The organism is Rhizobium etli CFN 42, assembly GCF_000092045.1.
Classification (GTDB): domain Bacteria; phylum Pseudomonadota; class Alphaproteobacteria; order Rhizobiales; family Rhizobiaceae; genus Rhizobium; species Rhizobium etli.
On the sequence record NC_007764.1, the window covers coordinates 13555 to 32470 of the forward strand.

Sequence of the window (18916 nt, forward strand, 5' to 3'; positions counted from 1 at the left end):
TGACGTTTTGAATTGCTTGCATTCCCTCAGAGCTTGCCTTTCCAGGGCACGAGGCAGGTCTCCAGGAAACGGATGGCGGCCGAGAAGGTGAAGGCGCAGGCCGCGATGATGGCGATGCCGACAAAGACAACGTCGGTTGCCAGGAATTGCGACGCCGACATGATCATGAAACCAATCCCGCGCGTCGAGGCGATCAATTCGGCCGCGACCAGCGTGCTCCAGCCGACGCCGAGCGCAATGCGGATGCCGGTAAGGATTTCGGGCAGGGCCGACGGCAGGACGATGTCGATGAAGAGCTGCAGCCGGTTGGCACCCAGCGAACGGGCGGCATTGACGCGCTCGATCGGCAGCGAACGAACGCCGGCCTGGGCTGAAAGGCAGATCGGCGCAAACATCGCCAGCACCAGCAGCGTGATCTTCGACGTCTCGCCAATGCCGAGCCAGATGATCATCAGCGGCAGGTAAGAAAGCGGCGGAAGCGGCCAGTAGAACTCGATCGGCGCATCGAGCACACCTTTGGCCCAGCGGTTCAGGCCCATCAGCAGTCCGAGCGGAATGCCGGCGGTGATGGCGATGAGAGCCGCGACGACGATGCGGAACAGACTTGCAGCGACGTGTTCAGAAAGCGATGCACCGGCGTAACCATCGCGATAGATGACGCCGATCTGCGTCAGCACCTCATCGGGACGCGGCAGGAAAAGGTGCGGGACGATGCCAAGGGCGGCGACGAGCCACCACAGCAGCAGGATTGCCAGGGCGGTGGCAACACTGATGGCCACCGTTGATCTCTCGCCGGCGCCGAAGCCGGCCATTTTCACCAGCTTGACCTGACGATCCTGGACATGGGCCGCAGCCGGCGAGGCCTGTATTACATCGCTCATGCGGCGCTCCTCAAATCTTCGCTGCTGTGGAGAATGGCGCGGATCTCCTCGCGCAGCTCGGCAAATTGCGGCGACGCCTTGATCGATCGTGCATCGCCCGTCTCCGCGAAGCGTCTGATGAAATCGAGATCGAAGCGGGCCACGACGCGCCCTGGCCGAGGCGACATAACCAGGACTTGTGTGCCGAGAAACAGCGCCTCTTCGATCGAATGGGTGATGAAGAAAACCTTCTTCGCCGTCTTGTCCCAGACCGAAACCAGCAGTTCCTGCATCTGCTCGCGGGTCAGACTGTCGAGCGCGCCGAAAGGCTCGTCCATCAGCAGGATATCGGGATTGGTCGCAAGCGCCCGGGCGATGCCGACCCGCTGGCGCATACCGCCCGACAGCTCGTAGGGAAAGGCATTGGCGAATTCGTCGAGACCGACCAGCCGCAGCAGTTCGAGCGCGCGCGTTTGCCGCTCCTTGCGGTTGACGCCGGCAAATTTCAAACCAAGGGCGACATTGTCGGCCACCGATTTCCAGGGCAGCAGCGCATCTTTCTGAAAGACGACGCCGCGATCGGCGCCCGGCCGTTCGACGGCGCGGCCGTCGAGCGTGATCCGGCCATCCGACAACGGAAGGAAACCGGCGATCGCGTTGAGAAGGGTTGATTTGCCGCATCCCGAGGCGCCGAGCGCGACGACGAAACCCCGTTCGGGGATATCGAAGGAAACGCGATCGAGCGCGTGGACGGTCCGCCCGTCCCGGGCTGCGAAGAAAACGCTGGCGTGATCGACTTTAAGCATGGTGCCACTCGCAAGTTTGATGCCGGCGCGACGATGGTCGCGCCGGCATCGGAGAGGATCAGTTGCTGACGCTGGTAAGCGCGTCGGCGGTGACGAAGGCGCCGTAATTCGCCAGCACGTCGGACACCTTGCCCTGTTCCTTCAGGAACGATGCCGTGTCCTTCAGGATCTTGCCGGCGCCCGCCTTTTCGCCGCCACCGAGCCAGGCGTCCGATGCCTGGACCTCAGGAGTGAGCAGCGTCAGGTTCTTCAGAGCCGAGGCCTGCTGCTCGGCCGTTCCGCCGAGAAGCTTGGCGAGCGCCTTGGCGTTGTCGCTGTCGGGACCCCAGGCGGCCTTGTCCGAGGCGAAGGACGCATAGTATTTGGTGACGACTGAGGCAAAACCCTTCAGGAATTCCGGATTGTCGCCGGCAAATTTCGAGGTGGCAACCCAGGCCGAGAATGTCGGCGCGCCCTTGTCCGCCACATCCTTGGAGGTCACCAGAACCTTGCCGTTCTTCTTGAGTTCGGTCAGCGCCGGATCCCAGACGAAACCGCCGTCAATATCGCCGCGGTTATAGCTCGCCACGATCTCAGGCTGGGGGATTGCGAAGACCTGGACGTCCTTCTCGGTCAGGCCAAGCGATTTGATCAGCGCCAAAAGCTGATAGTGGTCCGTGGAGACGGGCGCGGCGGCAAGCTTCTTGCCCTTCAGATCGTTGAGGCTTTCGATGCCCGAGCCGTTGCGGACGACGAGAGCCTCGTCGATGCCCGAGATGGAGGCGAGGTAGAAGGCCTTGACCTCGAGCCCGCGCGATACCGCAGCCGCAAACGGGCTGGAGCCGACATAGCCGACCTGAACGTCGCCCGAGGCGATGGCCGCGAATATCTCGGCGCCGGAATTGAACCTGCGGAAGTCGATGTCATACCCGGTCTTCTTGGCGAATTCGCCGTTGGCGATTGCCACGGAAGACGGCAGGGCGTCGGTTTGATAGCCGACTACGACCTTCTTGTCCGCCGCCTCAGCGGCGATCGCCGTTGCGAGAGTGCCGACGCCGACGGCGATTGCGGCAAGCAAATTTCTGAAATTCATCTTGAGCCCCTTTGTTCGAGGGCCACCCGGCCCATTGATCTCACCTGCAAAAGGGTAATGGTTGATATGGGGCTGGCGGGAGGAATAACAAACTATATTTATAGACTATGAAGATAATTGTTTTCGTGATTCTGCCGGTTGAGCCATCCGCGTGGCGGTGAGTGACAAGAAGCGGCTTTACCGAGGTTCAGGGAGAATGCCTTGACATACGATGTTATCGTCGTCGGTTCCGGTTTTTCAGCGATCGCTGTGACCTGTAATCTCGTCGAACTGCTTCCCGCGTCGGCCAAGATAGCGGTCGTCGGCGACGATGCCGGTTTCGGACGCGGGACGGCATATAGGACGGAGCTCTATCTCCATCGCCTCAACGTGCCGGCCGGCCGCATGAGCCTGCTGCCCCATCACCCTGACGATTTCGTCGACTGGCTGAAGGCCCATGGACGTCCTATGCAGGCCGGCGATTTCGCCTCGCGCAGCGATTACGGCCTTTATGTCAGGGATACGCTTGCGCGGCTGCTTCGAAAGCGGGATGGCCGTTGCCGGGTCGATTTCATCAAGGCCAAAGCAGCCGGGTGCGTGGAGCGTTACACCAGCACGCTCGCCTTTCACCTCGGCAATGGCGACGAGGTCGCCGGGAAGAATGTGGTGCTTTGCCTCGGCGTCGGAAACGCCGACCTTCCGGTCGAACCGACTGGCGTTCCGTCTTCGCTGCGATCGCGGATCGTTGAGAACCCGTGGCGGCTCTCCTGGCTGAGGCGCGTCGCGCCCTCCGATGCGGTCTGTATTCTCGGCTCCGGCCTGACGATGATCGATCAGGTTCTGGCACTTCGCGCCCATGGCCACAGAGGCAGGATCGACGTGCTTTCGCGACGCGGCCTGGCGCCGCTCGGCCATGCGAGGACGCCGCCCGCGCCGCTGCCGATCGACGTTCACACGCTTCCGGCTACGATCAGCGGCCTGTTGAAGATCTTGCGGGAAAAGAGCAGGTCGGTCGCCGACTGGCGGAGCGTGATGGACGGCCTGAGGCCGGCCACGCAGGCTCTCTGGCAGCGGCTTTCGTACGACGAGCGAGCACGGTTCCTGCGGCATGCGCTTCCCTGGTGGAACATCCACCGTCACCGGGTCGCGCCTGACGTGTTCGCAGGGTTCGAGAAACTGGTCTTAGACGGAACCGTTCGCTTCCATGCGGGCTTCCTGAAATCGCTCGAGGCCGAAGATGACAGGCTGGTCGCCGGATACAGGGTCAGAGCCAAGCGCGAGATCGCCGAGATCAGGGCGGACTGGCTGGTCAACTGCACGGGTATGGAGCGCGCCGGCATCAGCCATTCGCCGCTTCTGAAGGAAATGAGCCGGTTTCAGCTTATTGTTCCCGATCCGCTTGGCCTCGGCATCCAGGTGGATGCAGCTTCCGAAGTGACGGCTCCGTCCCGGATCTCGCCGGCGCGGCTGTTTGCCGTCGGCGCCTTGACGGCGGGACAATTCTGGGAGATCACCGCCGTCCCCGACATCCGGGTGCAGGCGAAGGCCGTGGCCGAAGAGATCGTCCGGCCGCGGCCCAATTCTGACGCGTAGGCTGACAAACTTGGATCGGCACGGTGCTGTTGAATTGCCGGTCGCCGACAGCTACAGTATTTGGTAGGCCATAATACGATTCCCGAGTTCGGCTGACGCTAGCAAAGCTTTAGCCTGCGAAGTCAATCCAACACTGAGGTACAGCATGAGCGGTGCTCTGAAGGACGCAGCAATCAGGGTCGAGCGTCCTGCGAAGACCTTGCGGGAACTGGCGCTCGACAAGGTCCGCGAGGCCATCGTCAACGGATACTTCCGGCCCGGAGACCGGCTTGTCGAGCGCGACCTCTGCGCCCAGCTCGGCGTCAGCCGGACGGTGGTGCGCGAGGTTCTGAGGCATCTGGAATCGGAAGGGCTAGTCGCCAATCTGCCGAACAAGGGACCGATCGTCGCCCAGCTGGATATCGAGGAAGCCAAACAGATCTATGAAATCCGCGGTGCGCTCGAAGGCATGGCGGCGCGGCTCTGCGCTGAACGCGGCAGCCCCGAGATCGTCGCCGCGCTCGAGGAATCCCTGAGCGCAATCCGCAACAGCTATCGCGATCAGGATATGGCGGGTGTGCTCGCCAATACTTCTTCCTTCTATCAAACACTGTTCACCATGGTCGACCGGCATGTCGCCTGGGGCGTCGTCAACCTGCTCACCGTTCGCATCAACCATCTGCGCTCGATGACAATCAAGACGGAGCGGCGCGGCATCGAGGGGCCGGCACAGATGTCGAAGATCGTCGACGCTATCCGCCGCGGCGACGGCGAGGGGGCCCAGCGGGCGGCGATGGATCATGTCGCCGCCGCCAGCGCAATTGCCGAAGCGGTGCTGTCCGCCCAGAAGCCTGCGGAATAATTCCTTAAAACTCGTCGTATCGCATTAAACGATCACTGCAGGCCGCCGACAAGGCGCTGTCGCATCGACAATTGTCGATGCCACTGCGCATAGGCAATTACATTCCCGGAACTCTACACTCCGAGCTTGACACCCGTCTTTGCTCGATGTGATGGTATGCCATAATGAATAACATATAAGGCGGTATCCCCAATCTGCGTCCTCACAGAAACCAACTTGACACCTGCATATTATGGTATACCATAATACCTAATAGAGAGATGAGGTGCTCCATGGCCATTCAAATTCGCAAGACGGGACTGCAGATCGAAACGACGCTGATCGAGGGCGGCAAGGCCGCGGCGGTGCCGCTAAAACTGTTTTCCGCTTTCGCGGTCGTGAAGAACCCCTGGGCGGGCCGCGGCTTTGTTGAAGACCTCAAGCCGGAAATCCATGCGGGCGCTCCGCTTCTCGGTGAGTTGCTGACCAAGATGATCATCGATGCGGTCGGTTCCGGCGATGCGGTCGAAGCCTATGGCAAGGCCGCCGTCGTGGGCCTGGATGGTGAGATCGAACATGCCTCCGCGCTCATCCACACGCTGCGTTTCGGCAATTTTTACCGCCATGCCGTCGGCGCCAAGTCCTATCTCGCCTTCTGCAACACCCGCGGTCCTGCCAATGCGCCGATCATGATCCCGCTGATGGATAAGGACGACGAAGGCCGCCGGTCGCACTATCTCACCATCCAGACCTCGATCCCCGACGCGCCTGCCGCTGACGAGATCGTCGTCGCCCTTGGCGCTTCAGTGGGCGGGCGTCCGCATCACCGCATTGGCGACCGCTATCAGGATCTGAAAGATCTTGGGCAGGACGTGGCCAACCCTGCGGGCGTTTGAAGGGGTGGGCGCTGAGATGCTGACAGCCGGATCGATCTCGGGCGCCGCTGCAGCGAAGGGCGCCGGTGACTTGCCGCGAAAGAAGACGCCAGGCGGAACGGCCTATCACGAGGCCGGCAGCGGCGAGCCGCTGGTTCTCATCCATGGCGTCGGCATGCGACTCGAGGCCTGGGCGCCGCAGATCGCGTTCCTGTCGGCCGGCCATCGCGTCATTGCCGTCGACATGCCGGGGCATGGCGAGAGCGCAAAGCTGCCTGCGGGCAGCCGCCTCGAGGAGTTTGTCGCCTGGTTCGGGCGCTTTCTCGACGAAATGGCGATCGACAGGTTGAATGTTGCCGGCCACTCGATGGGTGCGCTGGTATCCGGAGGAGCGGCTGCGACGCTCGGCGAACGGATCAGCCGTGTCGCGTACCTCAACGGTGTCTACAGGCGCGATCCGCAAGCAAAGGCTGCTGTGCTCGCGCGGGCTGCGGCCATTCCGCTGACGGGCGTCGACAAGGAAGGGCCGCTGGCGCGCTGGTTCGGCGATGATGCAGACAGCGTCGTTGCGCGGGAACTGACGCGAGAATGGCTCAGTCGCGTCGATCCGGACGGCTATGCGGTTGCTTATGCCGCTTTTGCCGGCGGAGACGAGACCTATGCCGATCGCTGGAAAGACGTGGCTGGTCCGGCCCTGTTCCTGACGGGGTCCGACGATCCCAACTCGACACCTTTGATGGCAGAGCAGATGGCGGCGCTCGCGCCGAAGGGCTGGGTCCGCATCGTCGAAGGCCATCGTCACATGGTGAACCTGACCGCGCCTGATATCGTCAATTCGCTGCTCGCCGAGTGGCTGTCGTTCGGGGAGGATGAACGATGACAATCCAGACTGTCGATCCAAGAGCATTGCGCGATGCATTCGGAGCTTTTCCGACCGGCGTGACTGTCGTCACCGCCTGCGACGGGGAGGGGCATCCGATCGGCTTCACCGCGAACTCCTTCACATCCGTCTCGCTCAACCCGCCATTGCTGCTCGTCTGCCTTGCCAAGACCTCGCGTAATTTCGCCATCATGACCGGAGCGCCGCATTTTGCCATCAATGTGCTCTCGGAAACGCAGAAGGATGTGTCGAACACTTTTGCGCGGCCGGTCGAAGACCGCTTTGCGGTGGTTGAATGGGCCAAGGGTTCTGCCGGCTGCCCGATCTTCTCGAATGTCGCCGCCTGGTTCGAATGTGCCATGGAAGAGGTCATCGAGGCCGGCGACCATGTCATTCTGATTGGGCGCATCGAGTCCTTCGACAATAGCGGGCGCAACGGTCTCGGCTATGCCCGTGGTGGTTATTTCACGCCGACGCTCGCAAGCAAGGCGGTTTCGGCGGCGGCCGAAGGTAATATCGAACTTGCGGCCGTCGTCGAACGACGCGGCGAGGTTCTGCTGCTGGGCGAGGATGTGCTCTCACTGCCAAGCATCGACGCCCATGACGGCAATCCGACCGAGGCGCTGGAACAATATCTGGAGACGCTCACCGGGCTGAAGATCAGCATCGGCTTCCTCTATTCGGTCTATGAGGGCAAGAGCGATGGCAAGCAGCACATCGTCTATCACGCCGTTGCCGGCGACGGCGAGCCAGCCGGCGGCAGGTTCGTAAAGCCCGACGCCTTGGCTGCGGCAAAATTCAAGACCAGTTCGACCGCCGATATCGTCAATCGCTTTGCGATGGAAAGCTCGATCGGCAATTTCGGTGTCTATTTCGGTGACGAGACCGGCGGCACCATTCATCCCATTCCAGCCAAGGGCGCAAAAGCATGAAGTTCTCCCTCTTCGTCCATATGGAACGCCTCGACGCCAGCCAGAGCCATAAAAGCCTCTACGACGAATTTGTTGCGCTCTGCGAGATCGCCGACAAGGGCGGCATGCATGCGATCTGGACGGGCGAGCATCATGGCATGGATTTCACCATCGCGCCCAACCCGTTCGTCACCATTGCCGATCTCGCGCGCCGCACTTCGCGAGCAAGGCTCGGGACGGGGACGGTGATCGCTCCCTTCTGGCATCCGATCAAGCTCGCCGGCGAAGCGGCCATGACCGACATTATCTGCGACGGAAGGCTCGATATCGGCATTGCCCGCGGCGCCTATTCCTTCGAATACGAGCGCCTGCTGCCGGGTCTCGATGCCTGGGGTGCCGGCCAGCGCATGCGCGAGCTCATCCCGGCGGTCAAGGGCATATGGGCTGGCGACTACGCCCATGACGGCGAGTTTTTCAAATTTCCCGCGACAACCTCGGCGCCGAAGCCGCTGCAGCAGCCGAACCCGCCGATCTGGGTTGCCGCGCGCGACCCGAACTCGCACGAATTTGCCGTCGCCAACGGCTGCAACGTTCAGGTCACGCCGCTCTGGCAGGGCGATGACGAGGTCCAGTCGCTGATGGACCGCTTCAACGATGCCTGCGCCAAGAACCCCGATGTTGAACGGCCGAAGATCATGCTGCTGCGCCACACCTATGTCGGCTCCTCCGAAGACGACGTCGCCCAGGCGGCCCATGAACTCAGCGTCTACTACAACTACTTCTTCGCCTGGTTCAAGAATGAGAAGCCGGTGACCCAGGGCCTGATCGAACGGATTCCGGACGAGCAGATCCGAGCCAACGCCATGCTGTCGGATCAGGTCATGCGCACCAACAATGTCGTGGGAGACGCCGAGACCGTCATCGACCGGCTCAAAGCCTATGAAGCCCTCGGCTATGACGAATATTCCTTCTGGATCGACACCGGCATGAGTTTCGAGCGCAAGAAGGCGTCGCTCGAACGCTTCATCGCCGAGGTCATGCCGGCATTTCAGGAGTAGGACCATGCGGCGTTTCCAGCATTACATCGATGGCGAATTCTCGGATGGCGAAGCTTCCTACCCGAGCATCGATCCGGCGACCGGCGCAGCCTGGGCGGAGATGCCGGAAGCGCGCGAAGGTGATGTCGACCGGGCCGTGAATGCTGCCGAGAAGGCGCTCTACGAGGGTCCCTGGGCGAAGATGACGGCCACGCAGCGAGGCAAGCTGCTCTATAAGCTCGCCGATCTCGTTGCCGCCAACGCGCAGGTGCTCGCCGAGCTCGAGACCCGCGACACCGGCAAGATTATCCGCGAGACATCGGCGCAGATCGCCTATGTCGCGGAATATTACCGCTATTATGCCGGCATATCAGATAAGATCGAAGGCTCCTACCTGCCAATCGACAAGCCTGACATGGATGTCTGGCTTCGCCGCGAGCCGATCGGCGTCGTCGCCATGGTCGTGCCATGGAACAGCCAGCTCTTTCTGTCAGCGGTCAAGATCGGCCCGGCGCTCGCCGCCGGCTGCACGATGGTGGTGAAGGCCTCGGAAGATGGGCCGGCGCCGCTTCTCGAATTTGCGCGTCTCGTGCATGAGGCAGGCTTTCCCGCCGGCGTCGTCAACATCATCACCGGGTTCGGCCCCTCCTGCGGGGCGGCCCTCGGCCGTCACCCGAAGGTCGCCCATGTCGCCTTCACCGGCGGCCCGGAAACCGCCCGGCACGTCGTGCGCAACTCGGCCGAAAACCTCGCTTCCACCTCGCTTGAACTCGGCGGCAAGTCGCCCTTCATCGTCTTTGCCGACGCCGATCTCGAAAGCGCCGCCAACGCCCAGGTCGCCGGCATCTTCGCCGCGACGGGACAGAGCTGCGTCGCCGGCTCGCGGCTGATCGTCGAGCGCAGCGTCAAGGACAGGTTCGTCGCGCTGCTGCGGCAGAAGGCGGCAGCAATCCGGATCGGCGCGCCGCTCGACATGGCGACCGAAGTCGGCCCGCTTGCCACCAAGCGCCAGCAGGACAATATCGGCGTTCTTATCGAGAGATCGATCGAAAGCGGCGCCCGCCTCGTCACCGGGGGACGCAAGATCGACGGCGAAGGCTATTATTTCCCGCCGACGATCCTCGATTGCGACGATGTCGCTTCGCCCTCGCTGATCGAGGAATTCTTCGGGCCGGTCCTCTCCGTCGTCTCCTTCGAGACCGAGGCCGAGGCGCTGAAGCTGGCCAACGATACCCGCTACGGCCTGGCTTCCGGCATTTTCACGCAGAACCTCACCCGTGCGCACCGGCTGATGAAGGCCATCCGCGCCGGGATCGTCTGGGTCAACACCTACCGCGCCGTATCGCCGATCGCGCCCTTCGGCGGCTTCGGCCTGTCGGGCCACGGCAGGGAAGGCGGCATGGCCGCGGCGCTCGATTATACCCGTACCAAGACGATCTGGCTGAGGACCTCCGACGATCCGATCCCCGATCCCTTCGTGATGAGGTGACGCGATGTTTTACGAAGTCCGCACCTATCGGCTGAAGAACGGCACGATCCCGCAATATCTCAAGGTCGTCGAGGAAGAAGGGATCGAAATCCAGAAGAGCCATCTCGGCACGCTGGTCGGCTACTTCTTCTCCGAGATCGGCACGATCAACGAGATCATCCACATCTGGGCCTTTACGAGCCTGGACGACCGCGACGCGAGACGCCAGCGGCTTCTGGCCGATCCGCGATGGCAGGCCTTCCTGCCCAAGATCCGCGACCTGATCGAGGTGGCGGAAAACAAGATTATGAAGCCGGCAAGCTTCTCTCCCCGGAGCGAGGCGCGCTGACGGCATAAGCCATAACCCGTAGGACAAACCAAAACAGGGATAAGGGAACATGAAAACGACATTTGCTTTCGCGGCGGTTGCCGCATTTATGGCGGTCTCCGCGCCGGCGCACGCTGACAGCATGGTCTTCTCGAGCTGGGGCGGAACGACCCAGGATGCGCAGAAGGCGGCGTGGGCGAGCCCCTTCACCGAAAAGACCGGCATCACCGTCGTGCAGGACGGCCCGACCGACTACGGCAAGCTCAAGGCCATGGTCGAGGCCGGCGAAGTCAACTGGGATGTCGTCGACGTCGAAGGCGACTATGCCGCCCAGGCCGGCAAGAACGGCCAGCTCGAGAAGCTCGACTTTTCCGTCATCGACAAGTCGAAGCTCGATCCGCGATTCGTCACCGATTATTCGGTCGGCAGCTTCTATTATTCCTTCGTCATCGGCTGCAATGCCGATGCCGTCAAAGCCTGCCCGAAGACGTGGGCCGACCTGTTCGACACCGCGAAATTCCCCGGCAAGCGCACCTTCTACAAGTGGTCGGCTCCCGGCGTGATCGAAGCGGCGCTGCTTGCCGACGGTGTGCCTGCCGACAAGCTTTATCCGCTCGATCTCGACCGCGCCTTCAAGAAGCTCGATACGATCAAATCCGATATTATCTGGTGGTCGGGCGGCGCCCAGTCGCAGCAGTTGCTGGCCTCCGCCGAAGCGCCTTTCGGCAGCGTCTGGAACGGCCGTATGACGGCGCTTGCGGCGACCGGCATCAAGGTGGAAACCTCCTGGGAGCAGAACATCACCGCCGCCGATGCGCTCGTCGTGCCGAAGGGCGCGCCGAATGCCGAGGCTGCCATGAAGTTCATCGCGCTGGCAACCTCGGCCGAACCGCAGGCTGCCCTTGCAAAGGCTACGGGATATGCGCCCATCAATATTGACTCGGCCAAGCTGATGGACCCGGAGACGGCCAAGACCCTGCCGGACCAGCAGACGGCAAGCCAGGTGAATGCCGATATGAATTATTGGGCAGAGAACCGCGATGCCATCGGCGAGAAGTGGTACGCCTGGCAGGCGAAATAAGTTGAAACTCGAGATGAACAGGCACGGCGAAGATCGCCGTGCCCCACGGCGCCGGTGCCAATCGGTTGCATTCGGCGCGTGCCCCGCGGAAATTGACGGGTGGGAAGGACTGTCATGTCGACGTATAGCGACGCCTCCGGCGCAATCATGCCTCTGCCAAAGATACGCAGGGCAACAGGTTTTGGCGGGGTCGTTCCGGCTCTTGCCTTTGTGGGCATCTTCTTTGTCGCGCCGGTGGCGATACTGCTGCTGCGCAGCGTCCTGGAGCCCGTTCCGGGCCTTGGAAATTATGCCCAGCTGATCGGCTCTGCCACCTATCTCAAGATTTTCGCCAATACTTTCATCGTCTCAGGCTTCGTCACCGCGATTTCGCTGGCGATCGGATTTCCCGTCGCCTGGGCGCTGGCGATCATGCCCGGTCGGCTGAGCTCGGTGATCTTTGCGATTCTGCTGCTGTCGATGTGGACCAACCTGCTGGCCCGCACCTATGCCTGGATGGTGCTGCTGCAACGGACCGGACTCATCAACAAGATGCTGATGGGAATGGGTCTGATCGATCAGCCGCTGGCGCTCGTCAACAATCTGACCGGTGTCACGATCGGCATGACCTACATCATGCTGCCCTTCATCATCCTGCCGCTCTACGGCGTGATCAAGAAGATCGATCCGTCGACGTTGCAGGCGGCCGCCCTTTGCGGCGCCAACCGCTGGCAGTGCCTGACGCGTGTTCTGCTGCCGCTGGCCATGCCCGGCATGGCGGCCGGCGCCCTGATGGTCTTCGTGATGTCGCTCGGCTATTTCGTCACGCCCTCGCTTCTTGGCGGCACCGCCAACATGATGCTGGCAGAACTGATCGCGCAGTTCGTGCAGTCGCTGGTCAACTGGGGAATGGGCGGCGCGGCGGCGCTGGTGCTCCTGGTGGTGACGCTCTCGCTTTATGCTGTGCAGCTGCGTTTCTTCGGCAACCAGAATCCGGGAAGGCGTTGATATGTTGCTCAATTTCGACCGTCTCGGCTGGTGGAAATATGTCCTGCTGGCGATCACGCTTCTGACCGCAGCCTTTCTGCTGCTGCCGATCGTCTTCATCGCGGCCCTGTCCTTCGGCTCCTCGCAATGGCTGATCTTTCCGCCGCCTGGCTGGACGCTTCAATGGTACAGCGAGCTTTTTGCCGATCCGCGTTGGGTGGAATCGGCTTTGACGAGCTTCAAGATCGCGGTCATCGTCACCATCCTGTCGGTGCTGCTCGGGCTGGTGACGTCCTTCGGGCTGGTGCGCGGTTCGTTCATGTTCCGCGATGCGCTGAAAGCGTTGTTCCTGACCCCGATGATCCTGCCGGTCGTGGTTCTCGCGGTTGCCCTCTACGCCTTCTTTCTCAGGATCGGCCTTGGCGGCACCCTGACGGGCTTCGTCATTTCGCACCTCGTGCTGGCGCTGCCCTTCTCGATCCTCTCCATATCCAGTGCGCTGGAGGGCTTCGACAAGTCGATCGAGGATGCGGCCGTGCTGTGCGGCGCCTCGCCTTTGGAAGCGAAGATCAGGGTCACGCTTCCGGCGATCAGCCATGGGCTGTTTTCGGCCGCTGTCTTTTCGTTCCTGACCTCCTGGGACGAGGTGGTGGTGGCGATCTTCATGTCCAGCCCGACCCTGCAGACGCTGCCGGTAAAGGTGTGGGCGACGCTGCGGCAGGACCTGACGCCCGTTGTCGCTGCAGCATCGACCCTTCTCATCCTGTTGACGATCATCTTGATGGCGCTGGTTGCCGTCGTGCGTAAGGTACTGAAACAATGAGCGAACCATTCCTTCAGATCCGCGGAATACGTAAGGAATACGGCCCTGTGGTTGCCGTGCACGACGTCAATCTCGATGTCCGGCGCGGTGAATTCCTGACTTTCCTCGGCCCTTCCGGATCCGGCAAGAGCACGACGCTCTACATCCTGGCCGGCTTTGAAAACCCGACCAAAGGCGACATCACCCTCGAGGGCAGGACGCTGCTCGTCACGCCGTCGCACAAGCGCAATATCGGCATGGTGTTCCAGCGCTACACCCTGTTTCCGCATCTGACGGTGGGTGAAAACATCGCCTTTCCGCTGAAGGTCCGACGCAAGGCGAAGGCCGAGATCGACAGCAAGGTGAAGGAGATGCTGCGCCTCGTCCGGCTCGAAGGCTTCGAGGATCGCAAGCCGGCGCAGATGTCAGGCGGTCAGCAGCAGCGTGTCGCTCTTGCCAGAGCCCTTGCCTATGATCCGCCGGTGCTTCTGATGGACGAGCCGCTGTCGGCGCTCGACAAGAAGCTGCGCGAGGAAATCCAGCATGAAATCCGCCGCATCCACCAGCAGACCGAAGTGACGATCCTTTACGTCACGCACGACCAGGAAGAGGCGCTGCGGCTCTCCGACCGCATTGCCGTCTTTTCCAAGGGCGTCATCGATCAGATCGGAACAGGTCCGGAGCTCTACGCCAATCCCAAGACCCGTTTCGTTGCCGAATTCATCGGCGACAGCGACTTCATTTCATGCGACTTGGTGTCGTCCTCCGATGGACAAGCCACCATTGCGCTCGGCGGCGGAACCATCTTCAATCAGATTCCGGTGCATGGAAAAGGGGCGTCCGGCGCAAGGGCGGCGCTGATGCTGAGGCCGGAGCGCATCCGGCTGTCGCGCGCGAGAGCCGCAGGCGCAGGTCTTGCCGCGACCGTCAGCGACATTACCTTTCTCGGCAACAACATCCACGTCTCCACAGAGACGGCGACAGGCGAGGCGCTTTCCGTTCGCTTGCCGTTCGGTCATGAGGCTATTGCCGGTCTCAACCGTGGAGATATAGTCCATCTCGATTTCGATCCCGGCGCCGCTCACGTATTCTGTTGAAAGTTGTCCCATGAAACTCAATGATCCCTCGTTGTTCCGTCAGGCATGCCCCATCGCTGATCGCTGGATCGAAGCGGAAGGTCGCGCGTCGGCCATGGTCCGCAATCCGGCGACAGGGGAGGTGCTGGGTTCGGTCCCTGATTTCGGTGCGGCGGAAACGGAAGAAGCCATCGCCGCCGCAGTCGTTGCTCAGAAGCTTTGGGCGAAGAAGACCGCCGGTGAGCGCGCAACCGTGCTCAAGACATGGCACCGCCTGATGATCGAAAACCGCGACGATTTGGCGATGATCCTGACGCTAGAACAGGGAAAACCGCTTGCTGAAGCCAAGGGGGAAATCACCTATGGTGCGAGCTTCATCGAATGGTTCGCCGAGGAGGCACGACGCATCAACGGCGAGATCGTACCGGGACATCAGCCGGACAAGCGGATCCTCGTGCTGCGCCAGCCGGCCGGCGTGGTGGCGGCGATCACGCCCTGGAATTTTCCGAATGCGATGATCACCCGCAAGATCGGCCCCGCGCTTGCCGCCGGCTGCGCCGTCGTTCTCAAGCCGGCGCTGCAGACGCCGTTCTCCGCCATCGCGATCGCCGTCCTCGCTGAGCGCGCCGGCCTGCCGGCGGGGCTCCTCAACATTGTCACAGGTGACGCAGCCGCAATCGGCGGGGCGCTGACCGCCAGCCGCGACGTCCGGGTCCTGACCTTCACCGGCTCCACCCGGACGGGCGAGCTGCTTTATCGGCAATGTGCGCCGACGATCAAGAAGCTCGGCCTCGAGCTCGGCGGCAATGCACCCTTCATCGTGTTCGACGACGCCGATCTCGACGCGGCTGTCGAAGGCGCCATCATCGCCAAGTTCCGCAACAACGGTCAGACCTGCGTCTGCGCCAACCGGCTTTATGTCCAGGACGGCGTCTACGAGGCATTTGCAGCCAAGCTCGCGGAGGCCGTTTCAAAGTTGAAGGTCGGCAACGGTCTGGAGCGTGACGTCGTGCTTGGCCCGCTCATCGACGACAATGCGGTTGCCAAGGTCGAAAGCCATATTCAGGATGCCGTGGCAAAGGGTGCCGGGATCGTAACGGGAGGCAAGCGCCACGCGCTTGGCGGCCATTTCTTCGAGCCGACCATTCTGCGTGACGTTGCCGCCGGCATGCAGGTGGCGCGTGAAGAAACGTTTGGACCTCTTGCGCCGCTTTTCCGGTTCCGCGACGAGCAGGACGTCATCGAGCAGGCAAATGACACCGAGTTCGGCCTTGCCTCCTATTTTTACGCGCGCGATCTATCGCGGGTCTTCCGCGTGGCCGAAGCGCTCGAATATGGAATGGTCGGGGTCAACACCGGTCTTGTCTCCACCGCGGAGGCGCCATTCGGCGGCGTCAAGATGTCGGGTCTCGGCCGCGAAGGCTCCAGGCACGGATTGGACGAATATACCGAGCTCAAATATGTATGCCTGGGCGGCATTGCCTGATCCTCAACATATGCGTTCCAGCGCCACCCGCCTTTCAGGCGAGACGCTGTAGCGCTTATGCAGGGGCAATCAAAGATCGGCATGCCTCTCGTCAGCATTGCCATGTACCTGACATCCCGGCCGCTCGCCGAGGCGACGGCCGAACTCTGGTCGTTTCTCCGGCGCTACCTCCTGCATGCCGGCCTCATGGGGTTGCCTGAAACGCTCGACCAGTCGGTTGCATATGACGAAGCCTGGCTGAGGCCGGATCTGCTTCTGTCGCAGACATGCGGCTATCCTTTTGCCACGAGCCTGCGCGGCCGGGTGCGGCTGGTGGCCACGCCCGTCTATAGCCATCCCGACTGCGATGGGCCGCTGATGCGCAGCTTCATCATCGTTCGGAAGAATTCGTCCCTTCGCGTGCTGGAGGATCTGCGCGGCACGACAGCTGCGATCAACAGCCATAACAGCAAATCCGGGCGCAATCTCTTTCGCGCCGCCGTCGCTCCGCTTGCGCGCAACGGCCGCTTGTTTGAGCGGATCATCGAAACAGGCAGCCACGGCGGCAGCATTGCCGCCGTTATCGAGGGCAGGGCGGAAAGCGCGGCCATCGATTGTATCACTCTCGAGAATATCCGCCGCTTCGATTCCGCCAAGGTCGAGGGCATCCGGATCATCGCCGAAACGCCCAAGGCGCCCGGTCTGCCGTTCATCTCATCAGGCGGCGCATCGAGCCAAACAATCCTCCTCCTCCGAGGAGCGTTGCATGCGGCCATCAGAGAGCCGTCCTTGGCGGCCACGCGCGCCACGCTCGGACTCGTTGATATCGCGCTGCTCTCCGAAGCGGATTACGAGCCGCTCATCTCATTTGCCGGCGATGCATTGTCGCAGCTGAGAGCTTGAGCCGTTCTGATGCGTAACAGTCCGGCGAATGGCCTCTGGTCTGGCGCGAGCCCCCGACCGCTGCGATAATGCTGATTTCCACGGCTAATTCCGGAGCCGCAAGTCTTGCTTCGACTGCGGGACGCGCTGGCGTACGGCCCGATGGCACCCAGGCGTCCCAGACCGCATTCATCTCTCCGAAGCGGGACATATCTGCAAGCCAAGTCGTCGCGCTGAGGATACGTGGTCTTGGTGCCAGGGCCGCCGCTGCGCCCCGACCCCATTCTGAGGATCGGGTGTTTGAGGGCAAGCGTGATCAATATTGACAATATGTGCTACGCCACCCATCATAAGACGAAACGAAAGGGTTGCCGGTGGCATCGGGTAGCATTCATGTGAAGGTCAGTGGGCAGTTGCAGGATCATATCCAGCAGCAGGTTGGCGATGACGGCCTTTATGAGAACGCCAGCGAGTATATTCGCGCGCTCATTCGCCGCGACTTGCAGACCCGTAATGAAGCCTGGGACATGCTGCAAAGAGAGATCGCGCCCGCGATGCGGGCCGAAGACAGCGAATTCGTCGCGGTTACGGCCGAAGACGTCATCCGCCGTAACAAGCGTCGATAAGCCTGATGGTGGCCTATCGATTTTATCCGCGCGCTGACGACGCGCAGGACAAGCTTTGGCGCGACACGGTTGAGGCGTGGGGTGAGAAGCAGGCGGATGCCTATATTCTCGGACTGCACGCCTATTTGCAGCGGCTGTGCGAGGATCGGTCGATCTGGCGACAGCTTCCGCAACGTCTGGCGGTTCCGGCAGACATCAAGCGTTCAGCCTATTTCGGTCGTTGCGAACATCATTATGTGTTCTTTCGCGAGCTTAAGAACGGCGATCTTGGTGTCATGAGCATGCTTCACGAGCGGATGAATCTGCCGGTCCGGCTCAAGGAGGATCTGGCGGCTCTCTCAAACGAACAACCGTGAGGAGCGGCATCTTCGGTCGGTGGGATTGCTCCTCGAGGAGGGGCTTTAACCGGACTCAGAACCGGTGTTCCGCTCCCTCCACCGGATCTGCCCAGACCGCCATGCCAGGCGCAAAAGGCGTTTCGCCTTCGGCGCGCACGACCATTTCGCCGAGGTCGGTGACATCGAGATAAAGGATCGCATCGGCGCCGAGCCGTTCCACATGGCGGATTCTGCCTTGCCACTGGCCCGGCCCTTCCGAAAGCCTGATATGTTCTGGACGGATGCCGTATGTCGTGCAGTTCATTCGCCGTGCCGTCTCGCCGCTATAGAGGTTCATCTTCGGGCTGCCAATGAAGCCGGCGACGAAGGGCGTGGCGGGATTGCGGTAGAGCTCCATCGGGCTGCCGATCTGCTCGACGGCGCCACCGTTCAAAACGACGATCTTGTCGGCCATCGTCATCGCCTCGACCTGGTCGTGGGTGACATAGATCATCGTCGAGTTCAGACGGGCATGGAGTTCCGAGATCTCCAGGCGCATCTGCGCCCTCAGCGAGGCATCGAGATTGGAGAGCGGCTCGTCGAACAGGAAGACCTTGGGATCGCGCACGATGGCGCGCCCGATGGCGACGCGCTGCCTCTGGCCGCCGGAAAGCGCTTTCGGTTTTCTCTGAAGCAGATGCGTGAGCTGCAGCGTTTCGGCCGCCGCCGCAACCTTTTCGGCGATCTCGGTCTTCGGGCGGCGGGCGAGCGAAAGCCCGAAGCCGATATTCTCGGCAACCGTCATATGCGGGTAGAGCGCGTAGCTCTGGAACACCATGGCGATGCCCCGCTCGGAAGGTTCGGCATAGGTCACGTCCTTGCCGCCGATGGTCAGCCTACCCGAGGTCGTCTCTTCCAGACCAGCGATGATGCGCAGCAGCGTCGACTTCCCGCATCCCGACGGGCCGACGAAGACGACGAATTCGCCGGAGGCAACCTCAAGATCGACTCCTTTGATGACTTCGAGTGCGCCGAAGCTCTTGCGAACCTGTTTGAGAGTGAGCTCAGCCAT

At 61.8% G+C, this 18916-nt stretch carries 20 protein-coding genes and 1 pseudogene; 16 read left to right on the forward strand and 5 right to left on the reverse strand.

Annotation, left to right across the window (positions count from 1 at the left end):
* Positions 1-26: 26 nt before the first annotated feature.
* The 3 genes from RHE_RS22935 to tauA are packed head-to-tail and all read right to left on the reverse strand — an operon-like array spanning position 27 to position 2738.
* Positions 27-881 (reverse strand): ABC transporter permease subunit, encoded by an 855-nt coding sequence (locus RHE_RS22935; protein WP_020922767.1) that lies wholly within the window; start codon positions 879-881, stop codon positions 27-29.
* The gene (locus RHE_RS22940) at positions 878-1666 is read right to left on the reverse strand and encodes a taurine ABC transporter ATP-binding protein (RefSeq protein WP_011427645.1); all 789 of its coding nucleotides are present in this window, start codon (positions 1664-1666) and stop codon (positions 878-880) included. The genes RHE_RS22935 and RHE_RS22940 overlap by 4 nt, the downstream gene beginning before the upstream one ends.
* A 58-nt stretch (positions 1667-1724) precedes the next feature.
* Positions 1725-2738, reverse strand: coding sequence for a taurine ABC transporter substrate-binding protein (tauA, locus tag RHE_RS22945; RefSeq protein ID WP_011427646.1), 1014 nt, complete (start codon positions 2736-2738; stop codon positions 1725-1727).
* Between the two features lie 201 nt (positions 2739-2939).
* On the opposite strand from tauA, the gene RHE_RS22950 reads away from it, so the two are divergent.
* From RHE_RS22950 to RHE_RS23015, 14 genes are all read left to right on the forward strand, one after another.
* On the forward strand, positions 2940-4310 hold the full coding sequence (locus tag RHE_RS22950) for an FAD/NAD(P)-binding protein (protein ID WP_011427647.1): 1371 nt from the start codon (positions 2940-2942) through the stop codon (positions 4308-4310).
* A gap of 145 nt (positions 4311-4455) precedes the next feature.
* Positions 4456-5151, forward strand: a complete 696-nt coding sequence (locus tag RHE_RS22955) for a GntR family transcriptional regulator (protein WP_011427648.1) — start codon at positions 4456-4458, stop codon at positions 5149-5151.
* 272 nt (positions 5152-5423) lie between these two features.
* The gene (locus tag RHE_RS22960; protein ID WP_011427649.1) at positions 5424-6026 is read left to right on the forward strand and encodes an amino acid synthesis family protein; all 603 of its coding nucleotides are present in this window, start codon (positions 5424-5426) and stop codon (positions 6024-6026) included.
* A 16-nt stretch (positions 6027-6042) separates the two neighbouring features.
* The gene (locus RHE_RS22965) at positions 6043-6885 is read left to right on the forward strand and encodes an alpha/beta fold hydrolase (protein ID WP_011427650.1); all 843 of its coding nucleotides are present in this window, start codon (positions 6043-6045) and stop codon (positions 6883-6885) included.
* A complete protein-coding gene (locus RHE_RS22970) occupies positions 6882-7817 on the forward strand; it encodes a flavin reductase family protein (RefSeq protein WP_011427651.1) in 936 nt (311 codons plus the stop codon). Before RHE_RS22965 ends, RHE_RS22970 begins: the two co-directional genes overlap by 4 nt.
* The gene (locus RHE_RS22975; RefSeq protein WP_011427652.1) at positions 7814-8854 is read left to right on the forward strand and encodes an LLM class flavin-dependent oxidoreductase; all 1041 of its coding nucleotides are present in this window, start codon (positions 7814-7816) and stop codon (positions 8852-8854) included. The genes RHE_RS22970 and RHE_RS22975 overlap by 4 nt, the downstream gene beginning before the upstream one ends.
* Positions 8855-8858: 4 nt before the next feature.
* On the forward strand, positions 8859-10322 hold the full coding sequence (locus RHE_RS22980; RefSeq protein ID WP_011427653.1) for an aldehyde dehydrogenase: 1464 nt from the start codon (positions 8859-8861) through the stop codon (positions 10320-10322).
* Between the two features lie 4 nt (positions 10323-10326).
* Positions 10327-10650: an NIPSNAP family protein gene (locus tag RHE_RS22985; RefSeq protein ID WP_011427654.1), complete on the forward strand. Its 324-nt coding sequence runs from the start codon at positions 10327-10329 to the stop codon at positions 10648-10650.
* Positions 10651-10699: 49 nt separating this feature from the next.
* A complete protein-coding gene (locus RHE_RS22990) occupies positions 10700-11710 on the forward strand; it encodes an ABC transporter substrate-binding protein (RefSeq protein WP_011427655.1) in 1011 nt (336 codons plus the stop codon).
* Between the two features lie 114 nt (positions 11711-11824).
* Entirely contained in the window at positions 11825-12697 is an 873-nt protein-coding gene (locus RHE_RS22995) for an ABC transporter permease (protein ID WP_011427656.1), read from the forward strand.
* 1 nt (position 12698) lies between these two features.
* On the forward strand, positions 12699-13499 hold the full coding sequence (locus RHE_RS23000; RefSeq protein ID WP_011427657.1) for an ABC transporter permease: 801 nt from the start codon (positions 12699-12701) through the stop codon (positions 13497-13499).
* Entirely contained in the window at positions 13496-14575 is a 1080-nt protein-coding gene (locus RHE_RS23005) for an ABC transporter ATP-binding protein (protein ID WP_011427658.1), read from the forward strand. Before RHE_RS23000 ends, RHE_RS23005 begins: the two co-directional genes overlap by 4 nt.
* A 10-nt stretch (positions 14576-14585) precedes the next feature.
* A complete protein-coding gene (locus RHE_RS23010) occupies positions 14586-16040 on the forward strand; it encodes an NAD-dependent succinate-semialdehyde dehydrogenase (RefSeq protein ID WP_011427659.1) in 1455 nt (484 codons plus the stop codon).
* A gap of 81 nt (positions 16041-16121) precedes the next feature.
* Positions 16122-16922 carry a phosphate/phosphite/phosphonate ABC transporter substrate-binding protein gene (locus RHE_RS23015; protein WP_042119783.1) on the forward strand — a complete coding sequence of 267 codons (801 nt, stop codon included), beginning with the start codon at positions 16122-16124 and terminating at the stop codon, positions 16920-16922.
* A gap of 52 nt (positions 16923-16974) precedes the next feature.
* Here the strand turns inward: RHE_RS23015 and RHE_RS34500 are convergent.
* A pseudogene (locus RHE_RS34500) lies at positions 16975-17145 on the reverse strand (Rid family hydrolase); the annotation flags it as partial.
* 130 nt (positions 17146-17275) lie between these two features.
* Between RHE_RS34500 and RHE_RS23020 the strand changes: the two are divergent.
* Together RHE_RS23020 and RHE_RS23025 are read left to right on the forward strand one after the other, a co-directional pair.
* The gene (locus RHE_RS23020) at positions 17276-17527 is read left to right on the forward strand and encodes a ribbon-helix-helix domain-containing protein (protein WP_011427661.1); all 252 of its coding nucleotides are present in this window, start codon (positions 17276-17278) and stop codon (positions 17525-17527) included.
* 5 nt (positions 17528-17532) lie between these two features.
* A complete protein-coding gene (locus RHE_RS23025; protein ID WP_011427662.1) occupies positions 17533-17883 on the forward strand; it encodes a type II toxin-antitoxin system RelE/ParE family toxin in 351 nt (116 codons plus the stop codon).
* A 55-nt stretch (positions 17884-17938) separates the two neighbouring features.
* On the opposite strand, the gene RHE_RS23030 is transcribed toward RHE_RS23025, so the two are convergent.
* Positions 17939-18916, reverse strand: coding sequence for an ABC transporter ATP-binding protein (locus RHE_RS23030; RefSeq protein ID WP_011427663.1), 978 nt, complete (start codon positions 18914-18916; stop codon positions 17939-17941).

Excerpts from the sequence above, each read along its gene's own strand:
- RHE_RS22935 (WP_020922767.1), bottom strand. The coding sequence starts at position 881 with ATGAGCGATGTAATACAGGCCTCGCCGGCTGCGGCCCATGTCCAGGAT.
- RHE_RS22940 (WP_011427645.1), bottom strand. The coding sequence starts at position 1,666 with ATGCTTAAAGTCGATCACGCCAGCGTTTTCTTCGCAGCCCGGGACGGG.
- tauA (WP_011427646.1), bottom strand. The coding sequence starts at position 2,738 with ATGAATTTCAGAAATTTGCTTGCCGCAATCGCCGTCGGCGTCGGCACT.
- RHE_RS22955 (WP_011427648.1), top strand. The coding sequence starts at position 4,456 with ATGAGCGGTGCTCTGAAGGACGCAGCAATCAGGGTCGAGCGTCCTGCG.
- RHE_RS22960 (WP_011427649.1), top strand. The coding sequence starts at position 5,424 with ATGGCCATTCAAATTCGCAAGACGGGACTGCAGATCGAAACGACGCTG.
- RHE_RS22965 (WP_011427650.1), top strand. The coding sequence starts at position 6,043 with ATGCTGACAGCCGGATCGATCTCGGGCGCCGCTGCAGCGAAGGGCGCC.
- RHE_RS22970 (WP_011427651.1), top strand. The coding sequence starts at position 6,882 with ATGACAATCCAGACTGTCGATCCAAGAGCATTGCGCGATGCATTCGGA.
- RHE_RS22975 (WP_011427652.1), top strand. The coding sequence starts at position 7,814 with ATGAAGTTCTCCCTCTTCGTCCATATGGAACGCCTCGACGCCAGCCAG.
- RHE_RS22980 (WP_011427653.1), top strand. The coding sequence starts at position 8,859 with ATGCGGCGTTTCCAGCATTACATCGATGGCGAATTCTCGGATGGCGAA.
- RHE_RS22985 (WP_011427654.1), top strand. The coding sequence starts at position 10,327 with ATGTTTTACGAAGTCCGCACCTATCGGCTGAAGAACGGCACGATCCCG.
- RHE_RS22990 (WP_011427655.1), top strand. The coding sequence starts at position 10,700 with ATGAAAACGACATTTGCTTTCGCGGCGGTTGCCGCATTTATGGCGGTC.
- RHE_RS22995 (WP_011427656.1), top strand. The coding sequence starts at position 11,825 with ATGTCGACGTATAGCGACGCCTCCGGCGCAATCATGCCTCTGCCAAAG.
- RHE_RS23000 (WP_011427657.1), top strand. The coding sequence starts at position 12,699 with ATGTTGCTCAATTTCGACCGTCTCGGCTGGTGGAAATATGTCCTGCTG.
- RHE_RS23005 (WP_011427658.1), top strand. The coding sequence starts at position 13,496 with ATGAGCGAACCATTCCTTCAGATCCGCGGAATACGTAAGGAATACGGC.
- RHE_RS23010 (WP_011427659.1), top strand. The coding sequence starts at position 14,586 with ATGAAACTCAATGATCCCTCGTTGTTCCGTCAGGCATGCCCCATCGCT.
- RHE_RS23015 (WP_042119783.1), top strand. The coding sequence starts at position 16,122 with ATGCCTCTCGTCAGCATTGCCATGTACCTGACATCCCGGCCGCTCGCC.
- RHE_RS23025 (WP_011427662.1), top strand. The coding sequence starts at position 17,533 with ATGGTGGCCTATCGATTTTATCCGCGCGCTGACGACGCGCAGGACAAG.
- RHE_RS23030 (WP_011427663.1), bottom strand. The coding sequence starts at position 18,916 with ATGGCTGAGCTCACTCTCAAACAGGTTCGCAAGAGCTTCGGCGCACTC.